General features: G+C 69.6%; 13 protein-coding genes. 10 read left to right on the forward strand and 3 right to left on the reverse strand.

All coding sequences use genetic code 11. The annotated features are described in order from the left end of the window. Window positions 1-320: 320 nt before the first annotated feature. On the forward strand, window positions 321-1,388 hold the full coding sequence (locus KF889_12325; protein MBX3500224.1) for a transglutaminase domain-containing protein: 1,068 nt from the start codon (window positions 321-323) through the stop codon (window positions 1,386-1,388). A 234-nt stretch (window positions 1,389-1,622) separates the two neighbouring features. Next, window positions 1,623-3,497 (forward strand): hypothetical protein, encoded by a 1,875-nt coding sequence (locus KF889_12330; protein ID MBX3500225.1) that lies wholly within the window; start codon window positions 1,623-1,625, stop codon window positions 3,495-3,497. Window positions 3,498-3,723: 226 nt separating this feature from the next. On the opposite strand, the gene KF889_12335 is transcribed toward KF889_12330, so the two are convergent. Next, window positions 3,724-5,511 (reverse strand): acyl-CoA dehydrogenase C-terminal domain-containing protein, encoded by a 1,788-nt coding sequence (locus KF889_12335; protein ID MBX3500226.1) that lies wholly within the window; start codon window positions 5,509-5,511, stop codon window positions 3,724-3,726. A gap of 33 nt (window positions 5,512-5,544) precedes the next feature. Further along, window positions 5,545-5,991 (reverse strand): MerR family DNA-binding transcriptional regulator, encoded by a 447-nt coding sequence (locus KF889_12340; protein ID MBX3500227.1) that lies wholly within the window; start codon window positions 5,989-5,991, stop codon window positions 5,545-5,547. Window positions 5,992-6,065: 74 nt separating this feature from the next. Between KF889_12340 and KF889_12345 the strand changes: the two genes are divergently transcribed. The 7 genes from KF889_12345 (at window position 6,066) to KF889_12375 (ending at window position 13,140) form a co-directional block, all read left to right on the forward strand. Then, window positions 6,066-6,371, forward strand: coding sequence for a hypothetical protein (locus KF889_12345; GenBank protein ID MBX3500228.1), 306 nt, complete (start codon window positions 6,066-6,068; stop codon window positions 6,369-6,371). Between the two features lie 54 nt (window positions 6,372-6,425). Next, on the forward strand, window positions 6,426-6,887 hold the full coding sequence (locus KF889_12350) for a hypothetical protein (protein ID MBX3500229.1): 462 nt from the start codon (window positions 6,426-6,428) through the stop codon (window positions 6,885-6,887). A 66-nt stretch (window positions 6,888-6,953) separates the two neighbouring features. Beyond that, window positions 6,954-7,982: an ABC transporter substrate-binding protein gene (locus tag KF889_12355; GenBank protein ID MBX3500230.1), complete on the forward strand. Its 1,029-nt coding sequence runs from the start codon at window positions 6,954-6,956 to the stop codon at window positions 7,980-7,982. A 47-nt stretch (window positions 7,983-8,029) separates the two neighbouring features. Next, entirely contained in the window at window positions 8,030-10,195 is a 2,166-nt protein-coding gene (locus tag KF889_12360) for an iron ABC transporter permease (protein MBX3500231.1), read from the forward strand. Continuing rightward, window positions 10,192-11,247, forward strand: coding sequence for an ABC transporter ATP-binding protein (locus KF889_12365; protein MBX3500232.1), 1,056 nt, complete (start codon window positions 10,192-10,194; stop codon window positions 11,245-11,247). The genes KF889_12360 and KF889_12365 overlap by 4 nt, the downstream gene beginning before the upstream one ends. A gap of 55 nt (window positions 11,248-11,302) precedes the next feature. Further along, entirely contained in the window at window positions 11,303-12,892 is a 1,590-nt protein-coding gene (locus KF889_12370; GenBank protein MBX3500233.1) for a choline dehydrogenase, read from the forward strand. Then, a complete protein-coding gene (locus tag KF889_12375) occupies window positions 12,892-13,140 on the forward strand; it encodes a hypothetical protein (GenBank protein MBX3500234.1) in 249 nt (82 codons plus the stop codon). The genes KF889_12370 and KF889_12375 overlap by 1 nt, the downstream gene beginning before the upstream one ends. On the opposite strand, the gene KF889_12380 is transcribed toward KF889_12375, so the two are convergent. Next, window positions 13,080-14,057 (reverse strand): LysR family transcriptional regulator, encoded by a 978-nt coding sequence (locus KF889_12380; protein MBX3500235.1) that lies wholly within the window; start codon window positions 14,055-14,057, stop codon window positions 13,080-13,082. The two genes, KF889_12375 and KF889_12380, sit on opposite strands and share 61 nt — an antisense overlap. An 89-nt stretch (window positions 14,058-14,146) precedes the next feature. Between KF889_12380 and KF889_12385 the strand changes: the two genes are divergently transcribed. Beyond that, complete coding sequence (locus tag KF889_12385) at window positions 14,147-15,007, forward strand: NmrA family NAD(P)-binding protein (protein MBX3500236.1); 861 nt, start codon at window positions 14,147-14,149, stop codon at window positions 15,005-15,007. The last annotated feature ends 8 nt before the right edge of the window (window positions 15,008-15,015 follow it).

Here is a 15,015-nt window from a genome sequence, read left to right on the forward strand (position 1 = left end):
CTCCAGTGGCGCGCCTCGAGCAGGCAGCTTCTTTCAAGGCGTTCGGGCCGCGTCGCTCCAGCGACGCATCATGCGCGCCGCTGGAGCGGCGCGGCCCGAAGACAGCCACCAGATCATCTGCGATCGCCCTTCGTCGGCGGGGGAAGGTACTCGACGGCGGCACTGGACGGCGACGCGCCCGCCGTCCTAGGCTTGGCCCGCGCAGTCGAGGTCGTCCCGCCAGCGCTGCCCGGTCCGGGCGCCGAGGGATGCACGCCGGTCAATCGGGCTGAAGACGACCTCAATGCCCCGATCTTCCCGCCCCCAGGAGGAGAGAGCCCATGCAACGTCGTCTGTTGCTTGCCGCGTCTGCCGCGGCCCCGTTCGCGTCCACCCTCGCGCCATCGCCCGCGCGCGCCACGCCCAGCACGGCGGCCGGCAAGTGGCGCAGCTTCGACATGACCTATGCGGTCGAGATTCCGGCGAGCAGCGGCGCCACGAAGATCTGGCTGCCGCTGCCGCACGACGCGCCCTACCAGCGGCTGGAATCGATGAGCTGGAGCGGCAACGCGCCGATCAGCCTGCACACCGATCTCGGCTCCGGCGCGCGCGCCGTGCACGCCGCCTGGGCCGAGGGCGGCGAGGCGCGCAAGGTGACGCTCAACGTGCGCGTCGGCGTGCTGCCGCGCGCGGTTGCGCTCGCCAGCGGCGCGCAGGGCGGCGCGATGCCCGATGACGTGGCGAAGTTCCTCAAGCCCAACGCGATGATCCGCACCGACGGCATCGTCAAGGAGACCGCCGACAGGATCGTCGCCGGCAAGCGCGATCCGCTGCTCAAGGCGCAGCTGATCTACGACTGGATCGTCGAGAACACCTTCCGCGACCCCAAGGTGAAGGGCTGCGGCATCGGCGATATCCGCGCCATGCTCACGACGGGCAATCTCGGCGGCAAATGCGCGGACCTCAACGCGCTGTTCATGGGCCTGGCCCGCGCCGCCGGCGTGCCGGCACGCGGCGTCTACGGCGTGCGCGTGGCGCCCTCGGCGCACTACCCGGCGATGGGCACGCGCAACGTCGACGTCAGCAAGGCGCAGCATTGCCGCGCCGAGTTCTGGACCGCCGGCACCGGCTGGGTGCCGGCCGATCCGGCCGACATTCGCAAGGTCGTGCTCGATGACAAGCTGGCGCTCGACGATCCGAAGATGCCCGACCTCAGGCGCTTCCTGTTCGGCTCGTGGGAGGCCAACTGGGTCGCCTTCAACCACAGCCGCGACGTCAGGCTGGCGCCGAGCTCGACGGTGGTGAACTTCTTCATGTACCCCGAAGGCGAGACGGCGAAAGGCCCGCTCGACGGCGTCGATCCCGAGGCTTACGGCTACAGGATCACGGTGAAGGAAGTGACCGCCTAGAATCGCTTCCCCCGGAGGGGGCAGGGCGATCGCATATGGGTTGGCCTTCTGCTCCCTCTCCCCGCAAGCGGGGAGAGGGTTGGGGTGAGGGGCTGCCGCAAGCGACGCACCACGGCTGTGCGCAACCTGAAACGCCCCCTCACCCCGACCCTCTCCCCGCTTGCGGGGAGAGGGAGGAAAACGCCATGTGCGATTGCCCTGCACCTCCAGGGGAAGGTAGTTCAAGATGGCGGCATGCTGAACTCCATCGATATCACCGCCGTCGAGACGCTGGCCGACGGTGCGGCTTTCGGCGATGCCGGGGCCTATGAACGCGTCGTCGGCGTCGCCCGCGGCGAGCTCGATCCGCAGCACCCCGGCAACCGCGGTATCGCTCTGATCGCCCAGGCGCCGCTGAACGCGCGCGGCCGCGTCGAGTACGCCACCGACTTCTTCATCCTGCGCCCGGCCGATGCGAAGCGCGGCAACGGCCGCATCCTCTACGAGGTCAACAATCGCGGCCGCAAGATGCTGGTCGGCAACATCTGCGACGGACCGCAGGGCATGAACGATCCGCGCACCGTCGCCGATCTCGGAAACGGCTTTCCGCTCAGGCGCGGCTACACCATCGTGTGGTCGGGCTGGGATCCCGATGCGCCGCGCGCGAATTTCGGGCTCGGCCTCACCGCGCCGGTCGCCACCGACAACGGCCAGCCTATCGTACGCCGCATCCGCGACGAGTTCGGCTGCGGCACGCGCCCCGGCGGCGCGACCGAGACGTTCCGACTCTCCTATCCCGCGGCGAGCCTCGATCCATCGAAGGTGCGTGTCACGCTGCGCGAGCGCGAGGCCGAGCCGCGCCGCGACGTCCCCTGGACCTTCATCGACGACCGCACCATCAGGCTGCTGCCCGACGGCACCAAGCCGACACCGGGCTCGATCTACGATGTCTTCTACGAGGCGACGTCGCCCAAGGTCCAGGGCATCGGCTTCGCCGCGACGCGCGACTTCATCAGCTACCTCAGGCACGACCCCGGCGGCCGCGCCGCAACGGGCGGGCCGATCACCCATGCGCTGGCGATCGGCTTCTCGCAGGCCGGCCGTTACCTGCGCGACCACGTCTGGCAAGGCTTCAATCGCGACGAGGACGGCAGGCGCGTCTTCGACGGCATCCACTGCCACATCGCCGGCGTCGGCCGCGTGTTCCTCAACCAGCCCTTCGCCCAGCCATTCCGTACCAACACCCAGCACGAGGACCACGGCTTTCCCGAGAACGCCTTCCCGTTCTCGACTGCGACCATGGAAGACCCGCTCACCGGCGCGCGCGGCTCGCTGTTGCGTGGCGACGGCAGCGATCCGCTGCTGATCGAGACCAACACGTCGACCGAGTACTGGCAGAAGGGCGCGTCGCTGCTGCTCACCGATCCGCTGGGCGCGCGCGACGCGACGCTGCCGGCGAATTCGCGCGTCTACATGATCGCCGGCACGCAGCATGCCGGCCGCGCCGGCGCGACCACCGATCCCGGTCCCAACCGCAATCCGCGCAACCCGCACAACCCGATGCCGGCGGTGCGCGCGCTGCTGGTCGCGCTCGACGAGTGGGTCGTGTCGGGCAAGCTGCCGCCGCCCAGCCGCGCGCCGACGCTCGCGGCCGGCACGCTGGTCGCGCCGGACGCGACGGGCTTCCCGGCGATCCCCGGCGCCGCGATCATCAGGCGCACCAACGCCGTCACCCCACCCGGCGACTGGACGGATTTCGTCGAGCCGTCGCGCGCCTATCGCACGCTGGTGTCGGCGGTCGATGCCGACGGCAACGAGGTCGCCGGCATCCGCCTGCCCGACATCGCCGTGCCGCTCGCTACCTATACCGGCTGGAACGAGTACAAGGCGCCCTATCCCAACGGCGAGCTGGCCGATCGCGACGGCAGCTGCCTCGCCTTCACCGCGACCGCGGCCGAGCGCGAGTCGCGCGGCGATCCGCGTGCGTCGATCGCCGAACGCTATGCGGATCGCGCGACCTACGTCGCCGCCGTCGAGGCCGTCGTCGATGCGCTGGTGAAGGATCGGCTGCTGCTGGCCGAGGATGCCGAAGCCTACCTCGCACGCGCGAAGAATATGCGCATGCCCTGAAACGAAGAAAGCCGGTCATCACGGAGATGACCGGCTGCTCCATCGAGCGAGACAGGGCCGCAGGGGTTGGGGGAGAGCGGCCCTGAGAGGAGAGACGCGCATTGGGGGAGCACATCTCGACGCCAACCATTGCACAGGCTTGGCCGTGCTCGACGTGATAAACACGTCAATGATGCAATCGGCGCGTGAGGAAAACGGGAAACCGCGCCGACTGACTGTTCACTACTCAGAACGCCGCGGCGTCGAGCGCCATCATGGTGGATGCGCCCGCCTTGATCTGGTGCGACAGCGACGTCGTCTGCGGCAGAACGCGCTGCACGAAGAAGCGGCCGGTCATGAGCTTGGCGTTGTAGAAATCGTTGTCGCTGCCTTTTGCAAGGCCGGCATGCGCCGCCTTGGCGATGCGCGCCCACATGTACGCCATCGCACTGAGCCCCATCAGGCGCAGGAAGTCGGTCGCGGCACCGCCGGCCTCGTCGGGATTCTTCATGCCGTTCTGCATCAGCCACAGCGCCGAATCCTGCACGCGGCCGATCGCCTTCTCGAGCGGCTCGACGAACTCCGCCATCGCCGCATCGCCCTTGTGGGCCGCGATGAAGCCGTTGATCTCGCCCAGCAGGCGCTGCGCCGGCCGGCCGCCCTTCATCGGCAGCTTGCGGCCCACCAGGTCAAGCGCCTGCACACCATTGGCGCCCTCGTAGAGCATGGTGATGCGCGCGTCGCGCGCCAGCTGCTCGACGCCGTGCTCGCGGATGAAGCCGTGGCCGCCATAGGTCTGGATCGCGAGGTTCGCCGACTCGAAGCCCATGTCGGTGAAGTAGGCCTTGGCGATCGGCGTCAGGATCTGGATCAGATCGTCGGCCTTCTCGCGCTCCTCCTGGCTTTCGTGGCGGCGCGCGACGTCGATCAGCGAGCCGATCCAGTAGGCCATGGCGCGCGCGCCCTCGGCGAACGACTTCTGGATCAAGAGCATGCGGCGAACGTCGGGATGCACGATGATCGGATCGGCCGGACCCTGGGCGTTCTTCGGGCCGGTCAGCGAGCGGCCCTGCAGGCGCTCCTTGGCGTAGCTCGCCGCGCTCTGGTAGGCGGTCTCGGCGATGCCGAGGCCCTGCATGGCGACGCCCAGCCGCGCGGCGTTCATCATCACGAACATGGCGTTGAGGCCCTTGTTGGCCTCGCCCACCATCCAGCCGCGCGCGCCGTCGAGATTCATCACGCAGGTCGACGAGGCCTTGATGCCCATCTTGTGCTCGATGGCGCCGCAGCGAATGCCGTTGCGCTCGCCGGCCTTGCCGTCCGCCGTGGGCAGGAACTTCGGCACGACGAACAGGCTGATGCCCTTGGTGCCGCCTGGCGCATCCGGCAGGCGCGCCAGCACGAGATGGATGATGTTTTCCGTCAGGTCGTGCTCGCCGGCGCTGATGAAGATCTTGGTGCCGCTGATGTCGAAGCTGCCGTCCGAGCGCGGCTCGGCCCTGGTGCGCAGCATGCCGAGATCGGTGCCGCAATGCGGCTCGGTCAGGCACATCGTGCCTGACCACACGCCCTCGCCCAGCTTCGGCAGGTAGGTCTGCTTGATGGTCTCGTTGGCGTGCGCGTGCAGTGCCTCGTAGGCGCCGTGCGACAGGCCGGGATACATGCCGAACGACAGGTTCGACGAGGTGATCATCTCCTGCATCACGAAGCCCACCGTCGCCGGCAGGCCCTGGCCGCCATATTGCGGATCGGTCGTGACGTTGGTCCAGCCGCCCTCGATGAACTGCCTGTAGGCTTCCTTGAAGCCCTTGGGCGTGCGCACCACGCCGTTCTCGTAGCTGCAGCCCTCCTCGTCGCCGCTGCGGTTGAGCGGCAACAGCACGTTCTCGCAGAGCTTGGCGCCCTCCTCGAGGATGGCGTCGATCAGGTCGGGCGTCGCCTCGCCATAGCCCGGCAGCGCCGACACGCGCGACACGTCGATCACCTCGTTGAGCACGAAGCGCATGTCCTTCAGCGGTACCTTGTAGGTCGCCATGGCGTCTCTCCCCTGAACAGGCTTTGGCTTAGTCTACTCCGATTCCGGATCGGCGCCCTTGTCGCGCAGCATCTGCGCGGCATGCGTCTCGACCTCGCGGAACTCGGCGATCTGGGTGCGCAGGTCGCGCAGCTTGGCCTCCAGCTCCGCGACGTGCTCGCGGCTCTTGCGCACCACGGCGCGCAGCTGCTGCACGCCGGAGCGGTCGGCGTGATAGAGGTCCAGCAGCTCCTTGATCTCCGCCAGGCTGAAGCCCAGCCGCTTGCCGCGCAGGATCCAGCCCAGCCGCCAGCGGTCGCCCTGGCTGTAGATGCGCGACATGCCGAGCCTGGTCGGCGACAGCAGGCCCTCGTCCTCGTAGAATCGAATCGCGCGCGGCGTGACGTTGTGCTCGCGCGCCAGCTCGGCGATGGTCCAGGTCTGTGCGGCCGGCGCCTTGGCCTGGCTGCGCGCGGAATCGATCGTCGGCGTCGATGTCATGGTGCGAAACTATATGCCGTTTACGTAAACGTCAATGAGACCTTACGTAAACGTCAAGTCACCATATGGGAGTCATGTCGCCTGCACCTGTGTCCGATCCGCACCGCAGCTGGTTCCGCAAGGTCATCGTCATCCTGGCGATCGCCGTCTGCCTGGCGCTGGCAACCCTGGGCGGCTTCCTGCCGATCATTCCAGGCTGGCTGTTCCTGGTGCCGGCGCTCTACCTGCTGGCCTCCGAGTTCGAATGCGGACGCCGCTGGCTCAGATGGGGCCGCGGCCGCTGGCCATGGCTGTCGCGCCAGATCAAGGCGGCCTGCGAGAGCCGTTGGGCGCCGCGATTCGCGCGCACGCTCGACGAGCTGACCGATCCGCAGAAGTAGACGCATCTACCGCCGCGTTCCGTGCGTATCGCCGGCAACAAGGGGAGCGTCGTCATGAGCGAGAGACTTGTCGTCGACTACGAGGGCCGCATCGCCCGCCCTGCGGCCGAGGTCGGCGCGCAGTTCGGCGACATGCGCCACCACGCCTCGCACACCGTGCACAAGGGCATCGTCTTCACCGTCCACTCCGACGACCGCACGACCTGCAGGTTCCGCCAGGCCGTGCGCCTGCTGGGGATGATGCAGGTCGACGAGGTCGTGCTGACGCGCAACGCCGACGGCAGCCTGACCAGCGACGTCGTGTCGGGCACCAATGCCGGCACGCGCTTCACCCAGCGCTTCGAGGGCGGCGGCAGGGGCGGCACCATCGTGCATTTCCGCGCCGACCTGCCGGTCAGCGGCATCAGGAGGTTGCTCAAGCCGCTGTTCCGCCGCGCCGTCTACGGCACCATCGACAAGGCCTTCCGCGAGGACATCGTCGACCTCGAGCAGAAAGGCTATCCGCGCCAGGCGTGACTGTTACAATTTTGTTGCAACGATCGGCGCGGCGATCAATCGTCCCTCCAACAAGGGAGGGAGCCCATGAGAACCTGGAAGGCCGCGATCCTCGCCATCGCGCCGATGGCATTGGTCAGTCCGTCGGCCGTGCAGGCGCAGGGGTCGCTCAACGTCTACTGCTCGGTGCAGGCGGAGTGGTGCACGCTGATCGCCAACGAGTTCCAGAAGGCGACCGGCGTGAAGGTCTCGATCACCCAGAAGGGCTCGGGCGAGACCATCGCGCAGATCAAGGCCGAGGCGGCCAACCCCAAGGGCGATATCTGGTTCGGCGGCACCGGCGATCCGCATCTGCAGGCGGCCGAGGAGAACCTCACGGACGTCTACAAGTCGCCGGCGCTGGCCAGCCTGCATCCCTGGGCGCAGAAGCAGGCCGCCGATTCCGGCTTCCGCACCACCGGCATCTACGCCGGCGCGCTGGGCTTCGGCATCAACACCGAGCTGATCGCCAAGAAGAAGATCGCGCCGCCGGCCTGCTGGGCCGACCTGCTGAAGCCCGACTTCAAGGGCGAGATCCAGATGGCCAACCCGAACTCCTCGGGCACGGCCTATGTCGCCATCGCCACGCTGGTGCAGGTGATGGGCGAGGACAAGGCGTTCGACTTCCTCAAGAAGATGCACGTCAACGTCAACGCCTACACGCGCTCGGGCACGGCGCCGATGAAGGCGGTGGCGCGCGGCGAGACCACGGTCAGCATCAGCTTCGTGCATGACGGCGTGACCGAGGCGCTGGCCGGCTTCCCGGTGAAGACCGCCACGCCGTGCGAGGGCACCGGCTACGAGATCGGCTCGATCAGCCTGATCAAGGGCGCGCGCAACCTCGACAACGCGCGCAAGTTCGTCGACTGGGCACTGTCGCCGGCGGCGCAGAAGCTCGGCGCCCAGGCCAAGCAGTTCCAGGTGCCCTCGCACAAGGACACGCCGGTGCCGCCCGAGGCGCCGAAATTCGCCGACATGAAGCTGATCCAGTACGATTTCGCCAAGTACGGCAAGGCGAACGAGCGCAAGCGTCTGATCGCGCGCTGGGACACCGAGATCGGCGCGCTGCCGCGGTGAGCCGCGTCTCGCCCACCCGCGCGGTCGCGGCGTGGGCGCTGATCGGGATTGCCGGGTTCCTCCTGCTGCCGTGGTACGCGCAGCAGGAGGGCATCCTCGCTCTCGACTGGATCAGTGGCACGTGGTCGCACGCGGACTCCGCCAGCGGCCTGGCGCTGATTGCCACCCACGGAAGCTGGTGGCTCGCGCCGCTGCTGCCGATCCTGCTGGCCTGCCTTGGCGTCGGCTTCATCGGCGGCGAGCGGCGGCAGCGCGGCACGTTGCTGGTGCTGCTCGCCGGCCTCGGGCTGGCCGTCTTCTGGCTGCAGGCGCTGAGCATCGGCCTGCGCGGCTGGAACGCCGAGTGGCTCACCCTGGCGCTGGGTACGATCGACGGCCGGCAGGTCGGCATCGGCGGCGGCGCCACCCTGGTGATGATCGCGCTGCTCGGCCTGCTCTCGCTCGGCCTCGCCCAGCGCGGCGCCTTCGGCGGCGATTCCTTCGTCGCCGGCGCCATGGTCGGCTTGGTCGCCTGCATCGTGCTGTTCACCGCCTGGCCGGTGCTGCGCATCCTGCTGCAGGCGTTCAACGCCACCGACGGCGCCTTCGCGCCGGCGCTGCTGGTCGAGCGCCTGACCACGGCGAAGATCTGGAGCCTGCGCTGCCTGAGCGGCGGCGGGCGCTGCGGCGTGGCGTGGAACACGCTCTTCCTGGCGCTGGCCTGCGGCGCCGGCACGACCCTGCTGGGCCTCGCCTTCGCGCTGATCGTCACCCGCACCGGCTTTCGCATGAAGAGGACGTTGCGCGTGCTGACGGTGCTGCCGATCATCACGCCGCCCTTCGTCATCGGGCTCGGCCTGATCCTCGTCTTCGGCCGCGCCGGCATCGTCAACCAGGCGCTCGAGGCCTGGTTCGACGTCGCGCCGACGCGCTGGATCTACGGCTTCCAGGGCGTGTTCCTGGCGCAGCTCTTCGCCTTCACGCCGGTCGCCTTCCTCGTGCTGATCGGCGTCGTCGAGGGCGTCAGCCCGACTCTCGAAGAAGCCTCGCAGACCCTGCGCGCCAATCGCTGGGACACCTTCCGCACCGTCTCGCTGCCGCTGATGAAGCCCGGGCTGGCCAACGCCTTCCTGGTCGGTTTCATCGAGAGCATCGCCGATTTCGGCAATCCCATCGTGCTGGGCGGCGACTACGGCGTGCTGTCGACCGAGATCTATTTCGCCGTGGTCGGCGCGCAGCTCGACTACGGCCGCGCCGCGTCGCTGGCGCTGTTGCTACTGGCCTTCGCGCTGGGCGCCTTCTTCCTGCAGCGCCGCCTGGTCGGCACGCGCTCCTACGCCACCATCGCCGGCAAGGGCGATGCCGGCCTGCCGGTGCCGATGCCCGACGGTCTGCGTCGCCTGGCGCAGTGGATCGCGCTGCCGTGGGCCGGCTTCACCGCCCTGCTCTACGGCTTCGTGCTGGCCGGCGGCTTCGTGAAGATCTGGGGCCGCGACCACACGCTGACCCTGCAGCACTACGCCAAGGCCTTCTCCGTCGAGAGCGGACCCGCCGGCCTGATCTGGACCGGCGCGGCCTGGGGCTCGTTCTGGACCACGGTGAAGCTCGCCGCGATCGCCGCGCCGCTGACCGCCCTGCTCGGCCTGCTCGCGGCCTGGCTGCTGGTGCGCCAGCGCTTCATCGGCCGCTCGACGCTGGAATTTGCCACCATGCTGAGCTTCGCGGTGCCCGGCACGGTGATCGGCGTCGCCTACGTCTTCACCTTCAACGTGCCGCCGCTGGAGATCACCGGAACGGCGCTGATCCTCGTGCTGTGCTTCGTCTTCCGCAACATGCCGGTGGGCGTGCGCGCCGGCATGGCGGCGATGAGCCAGATCGACCGCAGCCTCGACGAAGCCTCCGCGACGCTGCGCGGCCGCGCCTGGCAGACGCTGGCGCATGTCGTGCTGCCGCTGATGCGGCCGGCGATGGTGGCGGCGCTGGTCTACGGCTTCGTGCGCGCGGTGACGACGGTGAGCGCCGTGGTCTTCCTGGTCACCGCCGAGTACGAGCTGGCGACGACCTTCATCGTGCTGCGCGTGATCAACGGCGATTACGGCCTGGCCATCGCCTACAGCTGCGCGCTGATCCTCCTGATGCTGGCGGCGATCCTGCTGATCCAGCTGCTGGTGGGCCAGCGCCGGCTCGGCCGGCGCGCCGCGCCGGCTCCCTTGGCGGCGAGGGCTGGCGCATGAGCGCGGGCGTCGAGTTCCGTGATGTCGTCAAGCGCTACGGCGAGACCACGGCCGTCGCCGGGGTCAGCTTCACCGTCGCGGCGGGCACGCTGACGACGCTGCTGGGACCGTCGGGCTGCGGCAAGACCACGGTGCTGCGCATGATCGCCGGGCTGGAAGCCGCCAGCGCCGGCAGCATCCTGATCGACGGCGCGGACGTCACCGTGCTGTCGGCCACCGAGCGCGACGTCAGCATGGTGTTCCAGTCCTACGCGCTCTTCCCGCACATGAGCGTGCTGGAGAATGTCTGCTACGGGCTGCGCCGTTCCGGCGTCGACAAGACCGCCTCGGCGGCCCGCGCGCAGGAGGCGCTGGAGCAGGTCGGTCTCGACGGCTTCGCCCGGCGTCAGCCCAGCGAGCTGTCGGGCGGCCAGCAGCAGCGCGTGGCGGTGGCGCGCGCCCTGGTGCTGCGGCCCTCGGTGATGCTGTTCGACGAGCCGCTGTCGAACCTCGACGCGCGCCTGCGCCGGCAGATGCGCGAGGAGATCCGCGAGCTGCAGCAGCGGCTGGGGCTGACCGTGGTCTACGTCACGCACGACCAGCAGGAAGCGCTGGCGGTGTCCGACCGCATCATCGTGATGAACCGGGGCCGCATCGAGCAGGACGGCGCGCCGCGCGATCTCTACGAGCGGCCGGCCACCGCCTTTGTCGCCAATTTCATGGGCGAATCGAACCGCCTGCGCGGCACGTCGCGGCGGCTGGACGGCGAGCGCGCCGCAGTCAAGCTCGGCGAGATCGAGGTCATCGTGCCGGTGCGCAACGCGGCCGAGGGCGAGACCGAGGTCGCGGTGCGGCCGGAGTCGATCACCGTCGAGCCGGCGCCCGGTGCGTCGGGCACGCTCGCCGGCCGCGTCGCCAAGTCGACCTATGTCGGCACGCATATGGAGTACACGATCGAGACCGCGGCCGGCGCGCTCTTCGCAGTTTGCCCGCGGGTCGATCGTCCGCTGTCGGCTGGCGATCGGGTGGCGCTGAGCCTGGCGCCGCGCGGCGTCCTCGTCGTCGGGCGTTGACCGCGCCGCACCCGCGGCATAACCATCGCGGCAAAGAAAGAACGGGAGAGGGGCGATGGCCGGCAACGAGTACGACTACATCATCGTCGGCGCCGGCTCGGCCGGCAGCACGCTGGCCTACCGGCTGGGCGAGGATCCCGATGTGAAGATCCTCGTGCTCGAGGCCGGCAAGCCCGACAACCACATGTTCATCCACATGCCGGCCGGAGTCGTCAATCTCGCCGCCACCGGCCAGTTCAACTGGGGCTACGAGACCGTACCCCAGGCGAACTGCAACAACCGGCGCATGCACTGGCCGCGCGGCAAGACCCTGGGCGGATCCTCGTCGATCAACGCCATGCTCTACATCCGCGGCCACGCCTGGGACTACGATCACTGGCGCCAGCTCGGCAACGCCGGCTGGAGCTACGCCGACGTGCTGCCCTACTTCAAGCGGGCGCAGAACAACGAGCGCGGCGCCAGCGAGTTCCACGGCAGCGGCGGGCCGCTCAACGTCGCCGACCAACGATGCCCGGCGAAGATCAACGACGCCTTTCTCGCCGCCTGCGAGCAGGCCGGCCACAAGCGCGTCAGCGATTTCAACGGCGCGGAGCAGGATGGCGTCGGCTACTTCCAGGTGACCCAGAAGGGCGGCAAGCGCTTCAGCGCCGCCGTCGCCTATCTGCGCCCGGCGATGGCGCGCGGCAACGTCACCGTGCAGACCGAGGCGATGACGCAGAAGGTATTGTTCGAGAACGGCAAGGCCGTCGGCGTCGCCTATCACCACGACAAGATCGACAAGGCCGCCTATGCCAGCCGCGAGGTGATCCTGAGTGGCGGCGCGATCAACTCGCCGCAGACCCTGATGCTCTCGGGCATCGGCCCGGCCGACCATCTGCGCGCCCATCACATCGACGTGGTGGCCGACGTGCCGGGCGTGGGCGGCAATCTGCAGGACCATGTCGATGCGGCCACGCTCTATCACTGCAGGACGCGCGACACCTACGACACGGCCAACGAGCTGGTGACGCTCGCCAAGTACCTCTTCGCCAAGACCGGGCCAGGCACCTCGTGCATCGCCGAGACCGGCGGCTTCCTGCGCACGTCGGACGGGCTGGCGGCGCCCGACATCCAGCTGCACTTCATCCCGGCCTTCGTGATCGATCACGGCAAGACCAAGCTCAAGACCAACGGCATGACCCTGCACATGTGCCTGCTGCGACCGGAGAGCCGCGGCACCATCAGGCTGAAGAGTCCCGATCCGTTCGACCATCCGGCGATCGACGCCAACTACCTCGCCGAGCGGCGCGACCTCGACGTGCTGGTCAAGGGCACGAAGATGGCGCGCGAGATCTTCGCGCAGAAGGCCATGGAGCCGTATCGCGGCGAGGAGATGGAGCCCAGCGCCTCGCGCAAGAGCGATGCCGAGATCACCGAGTGGATCCGCGCCCGCTGCGAGACGATCTACCACCCGGTCGGCACCTGCAAGATGGGCCCGGACTCCGACCCCGCGGCGGTGGTCGACAACGAGCTGCGCGTACGCGGCGTGCAGGGCCTGCGCGTCGTCGACGCCTCGGTGATGCCCACCCTGATCGGCGGCAACACCAACGCGCCCACCATCATGATCGCCGAGCGCGTCAGCGACATGATCCGCAAGGCCGCCTGATGCCACGGACCGGGCCCGCCGGCCTGCGCGTCATCGCCGTCGCGCTGGCGATGGGCGGCGTGATGATCGGCATCCTGATGCCCGTGCTGCTGTTCCACCTCGGCATCACGGTCGCGGAGATCGCGCCGGGCTTCGACGTGATCTGGGTGCTGTTTCCCGCCATCGCCATCGTCGACTGGATCGTGGCCTACCATTTCTGGCGCAAGGCCAGCCCACCGGCCTCGCGCGACGGACCGGTCGTCGGCTGACGCGGCATCCCTGACCTCGTCGCCGCCGCCACAATGGCGCGGCGCAGCCAGACGTGGCGCGGTGCGTCCTGGTGGCGGGCGTGCCAGACCAGGCTCATGGCGAAGCGGCCGAGATCGAGCGGCGGTCGCAGCGCCGCCAGGCGGCCCTTCGCCGATTCGGTGTGCGCCAGGATCGAGGGCAGCGTCATCACCAGGTCCGAGCGGGCGGCGATCTCCACGGCGGCGAAGAAATTGGGCACGCGCAGCTTCACGCGCCGCGCGTGTCCCAGGCGCGCCAGCCGTTCATCGAGCGGCGACGGCCCGACGCCGGTGACGCTCACCGCCATGTGCTCCAGCGCCAGGAAGCGTGCGAGGGTGAGCCGTCCGGCGGTCGCGGGATGGCCCATGCGCATCAGCGTCACCAGCCTGTCGTGGTAGAGGCGGCGGCGGCGAATGCCCGCCGGCGCCTCGTCGATCACGCCGACAATGGCATCGGCCTCGTCGCGTTCCAGCGCCTCGATCGGGTTGGCGCCCGGCGGAGCGATGTCGAGGTCGAGCCCGGGCGCCTCCTCGGCGAAGCGCACCAGCAGGTGCGGCGCGAGCGTCGCGGCCAGCAGGTCGGGCAGCAGCAACCGCACGCGGCCCCTCGCCGTCGCCGGATCGAAGGCCGGCGCCTGCAGCACCTCGCCGATGCAGGCCAGCGCCCGCCGCAGCGCCGGCCGCAGCGCCTCGGCGCGCGCGCTCAGCACGTAGCCGCCCGGGCCGTCGACCAGCAGCGCGTCCGAAAACAGCGCGCGCAGCCGCCCCAATGCGCGGCTCGCCGCCGGCTGGCTCATGCCCAGCCTGCCGCCGGCGCGCGTGACGTTGCGTTCCTCGATCAGCGCGTCGAGCGCCACGAGCAGGTTGAGGTCGACGCCGCGTAGATCCACTTCCGTCATGACCACTATATAACCCATGCATTAGACGCATGCCAATCCGGCGCTTACCTGTACCCCCATCGAGCGCACCAACGACGGAGGAGCGGGTCATGTACGTAGTGCTGGGGGCGAACGGGCGGGCCGGCGGCGAGACGGCACGGGCCCTGATCGAGGACGGTGCGGCCGTGCGCGTCGTGCTGCGCCGTGCGGAACAGGGCGCGGCGTGGCGCGCGCGCGGCGCCGAGGTGGCCGTCGCAAGCATCGACGATGCCGACGCGCTGGCCGAGGCCTTCGCCGGCGCGACGGGCGCCTTCCTGCTCAACCCGCCGCCGGTGTCGGGCGATCCCTACGCCCGCGCGCAGCAGGTCGGTACCGCGCTCGCCGCAGCCGCGCGGCGCGCCGGCCTGCCGCGGGCGGTGGTGCTGTCGTCGATCGGTGCCCAGCACGCTGCGGGCACCGGCGTCATCGCCACGCTGAACCAGATCGAGGCGCTGCTCGACGGCGCGGCACCTTCCGTCGTCTTCCTGCGCCCGGGCTACTTCGTCGAATCCTGGGGCGAGGTCGCCCAGGCCGTCGTTGCGCAGGGCTTGCTGCCGACCTTCATCGAACCCGAGCATGCCACCCCGATGGTGAGCACGATCGATGTCGGCCGCGCGGCCGCCGCGCTGCTGCGCGAGAGAGGCACCGGGCGGCGCATCGTCGAGCTGAGCGGGCCGCGCGACTGGAGCGCCGCCGACGTCGCGGCCGCGTTCGCGGAAGTCCTCGCACGCCCGGTGGCGCCGGCCTTCGTGCCGCCGCCGGCGCGCGCCGCATTGCTCGCCGGCCAGGGTGTTCCCGCCGAGGTGGCTGACGCGCTGCTCGCCATGTACGAGGGCATCGCCGACGGCCGGGTCGGGCGCGATGCGGCCAGCGAGCAACGGCGCGGCACGGTCGACCTGAAGACCGCTGTCGCGCGCCTCGTCGCGCCCTGATGCGCCAG

The organism is Alphaproteobacteria bacterium (assembly GCA_019635875.1).
Lineage (GTDB): Bacteria > Pseudomonadota > Alphaproteobacteria > Reyranellales > Reyranellaceae > JAFAZJ01.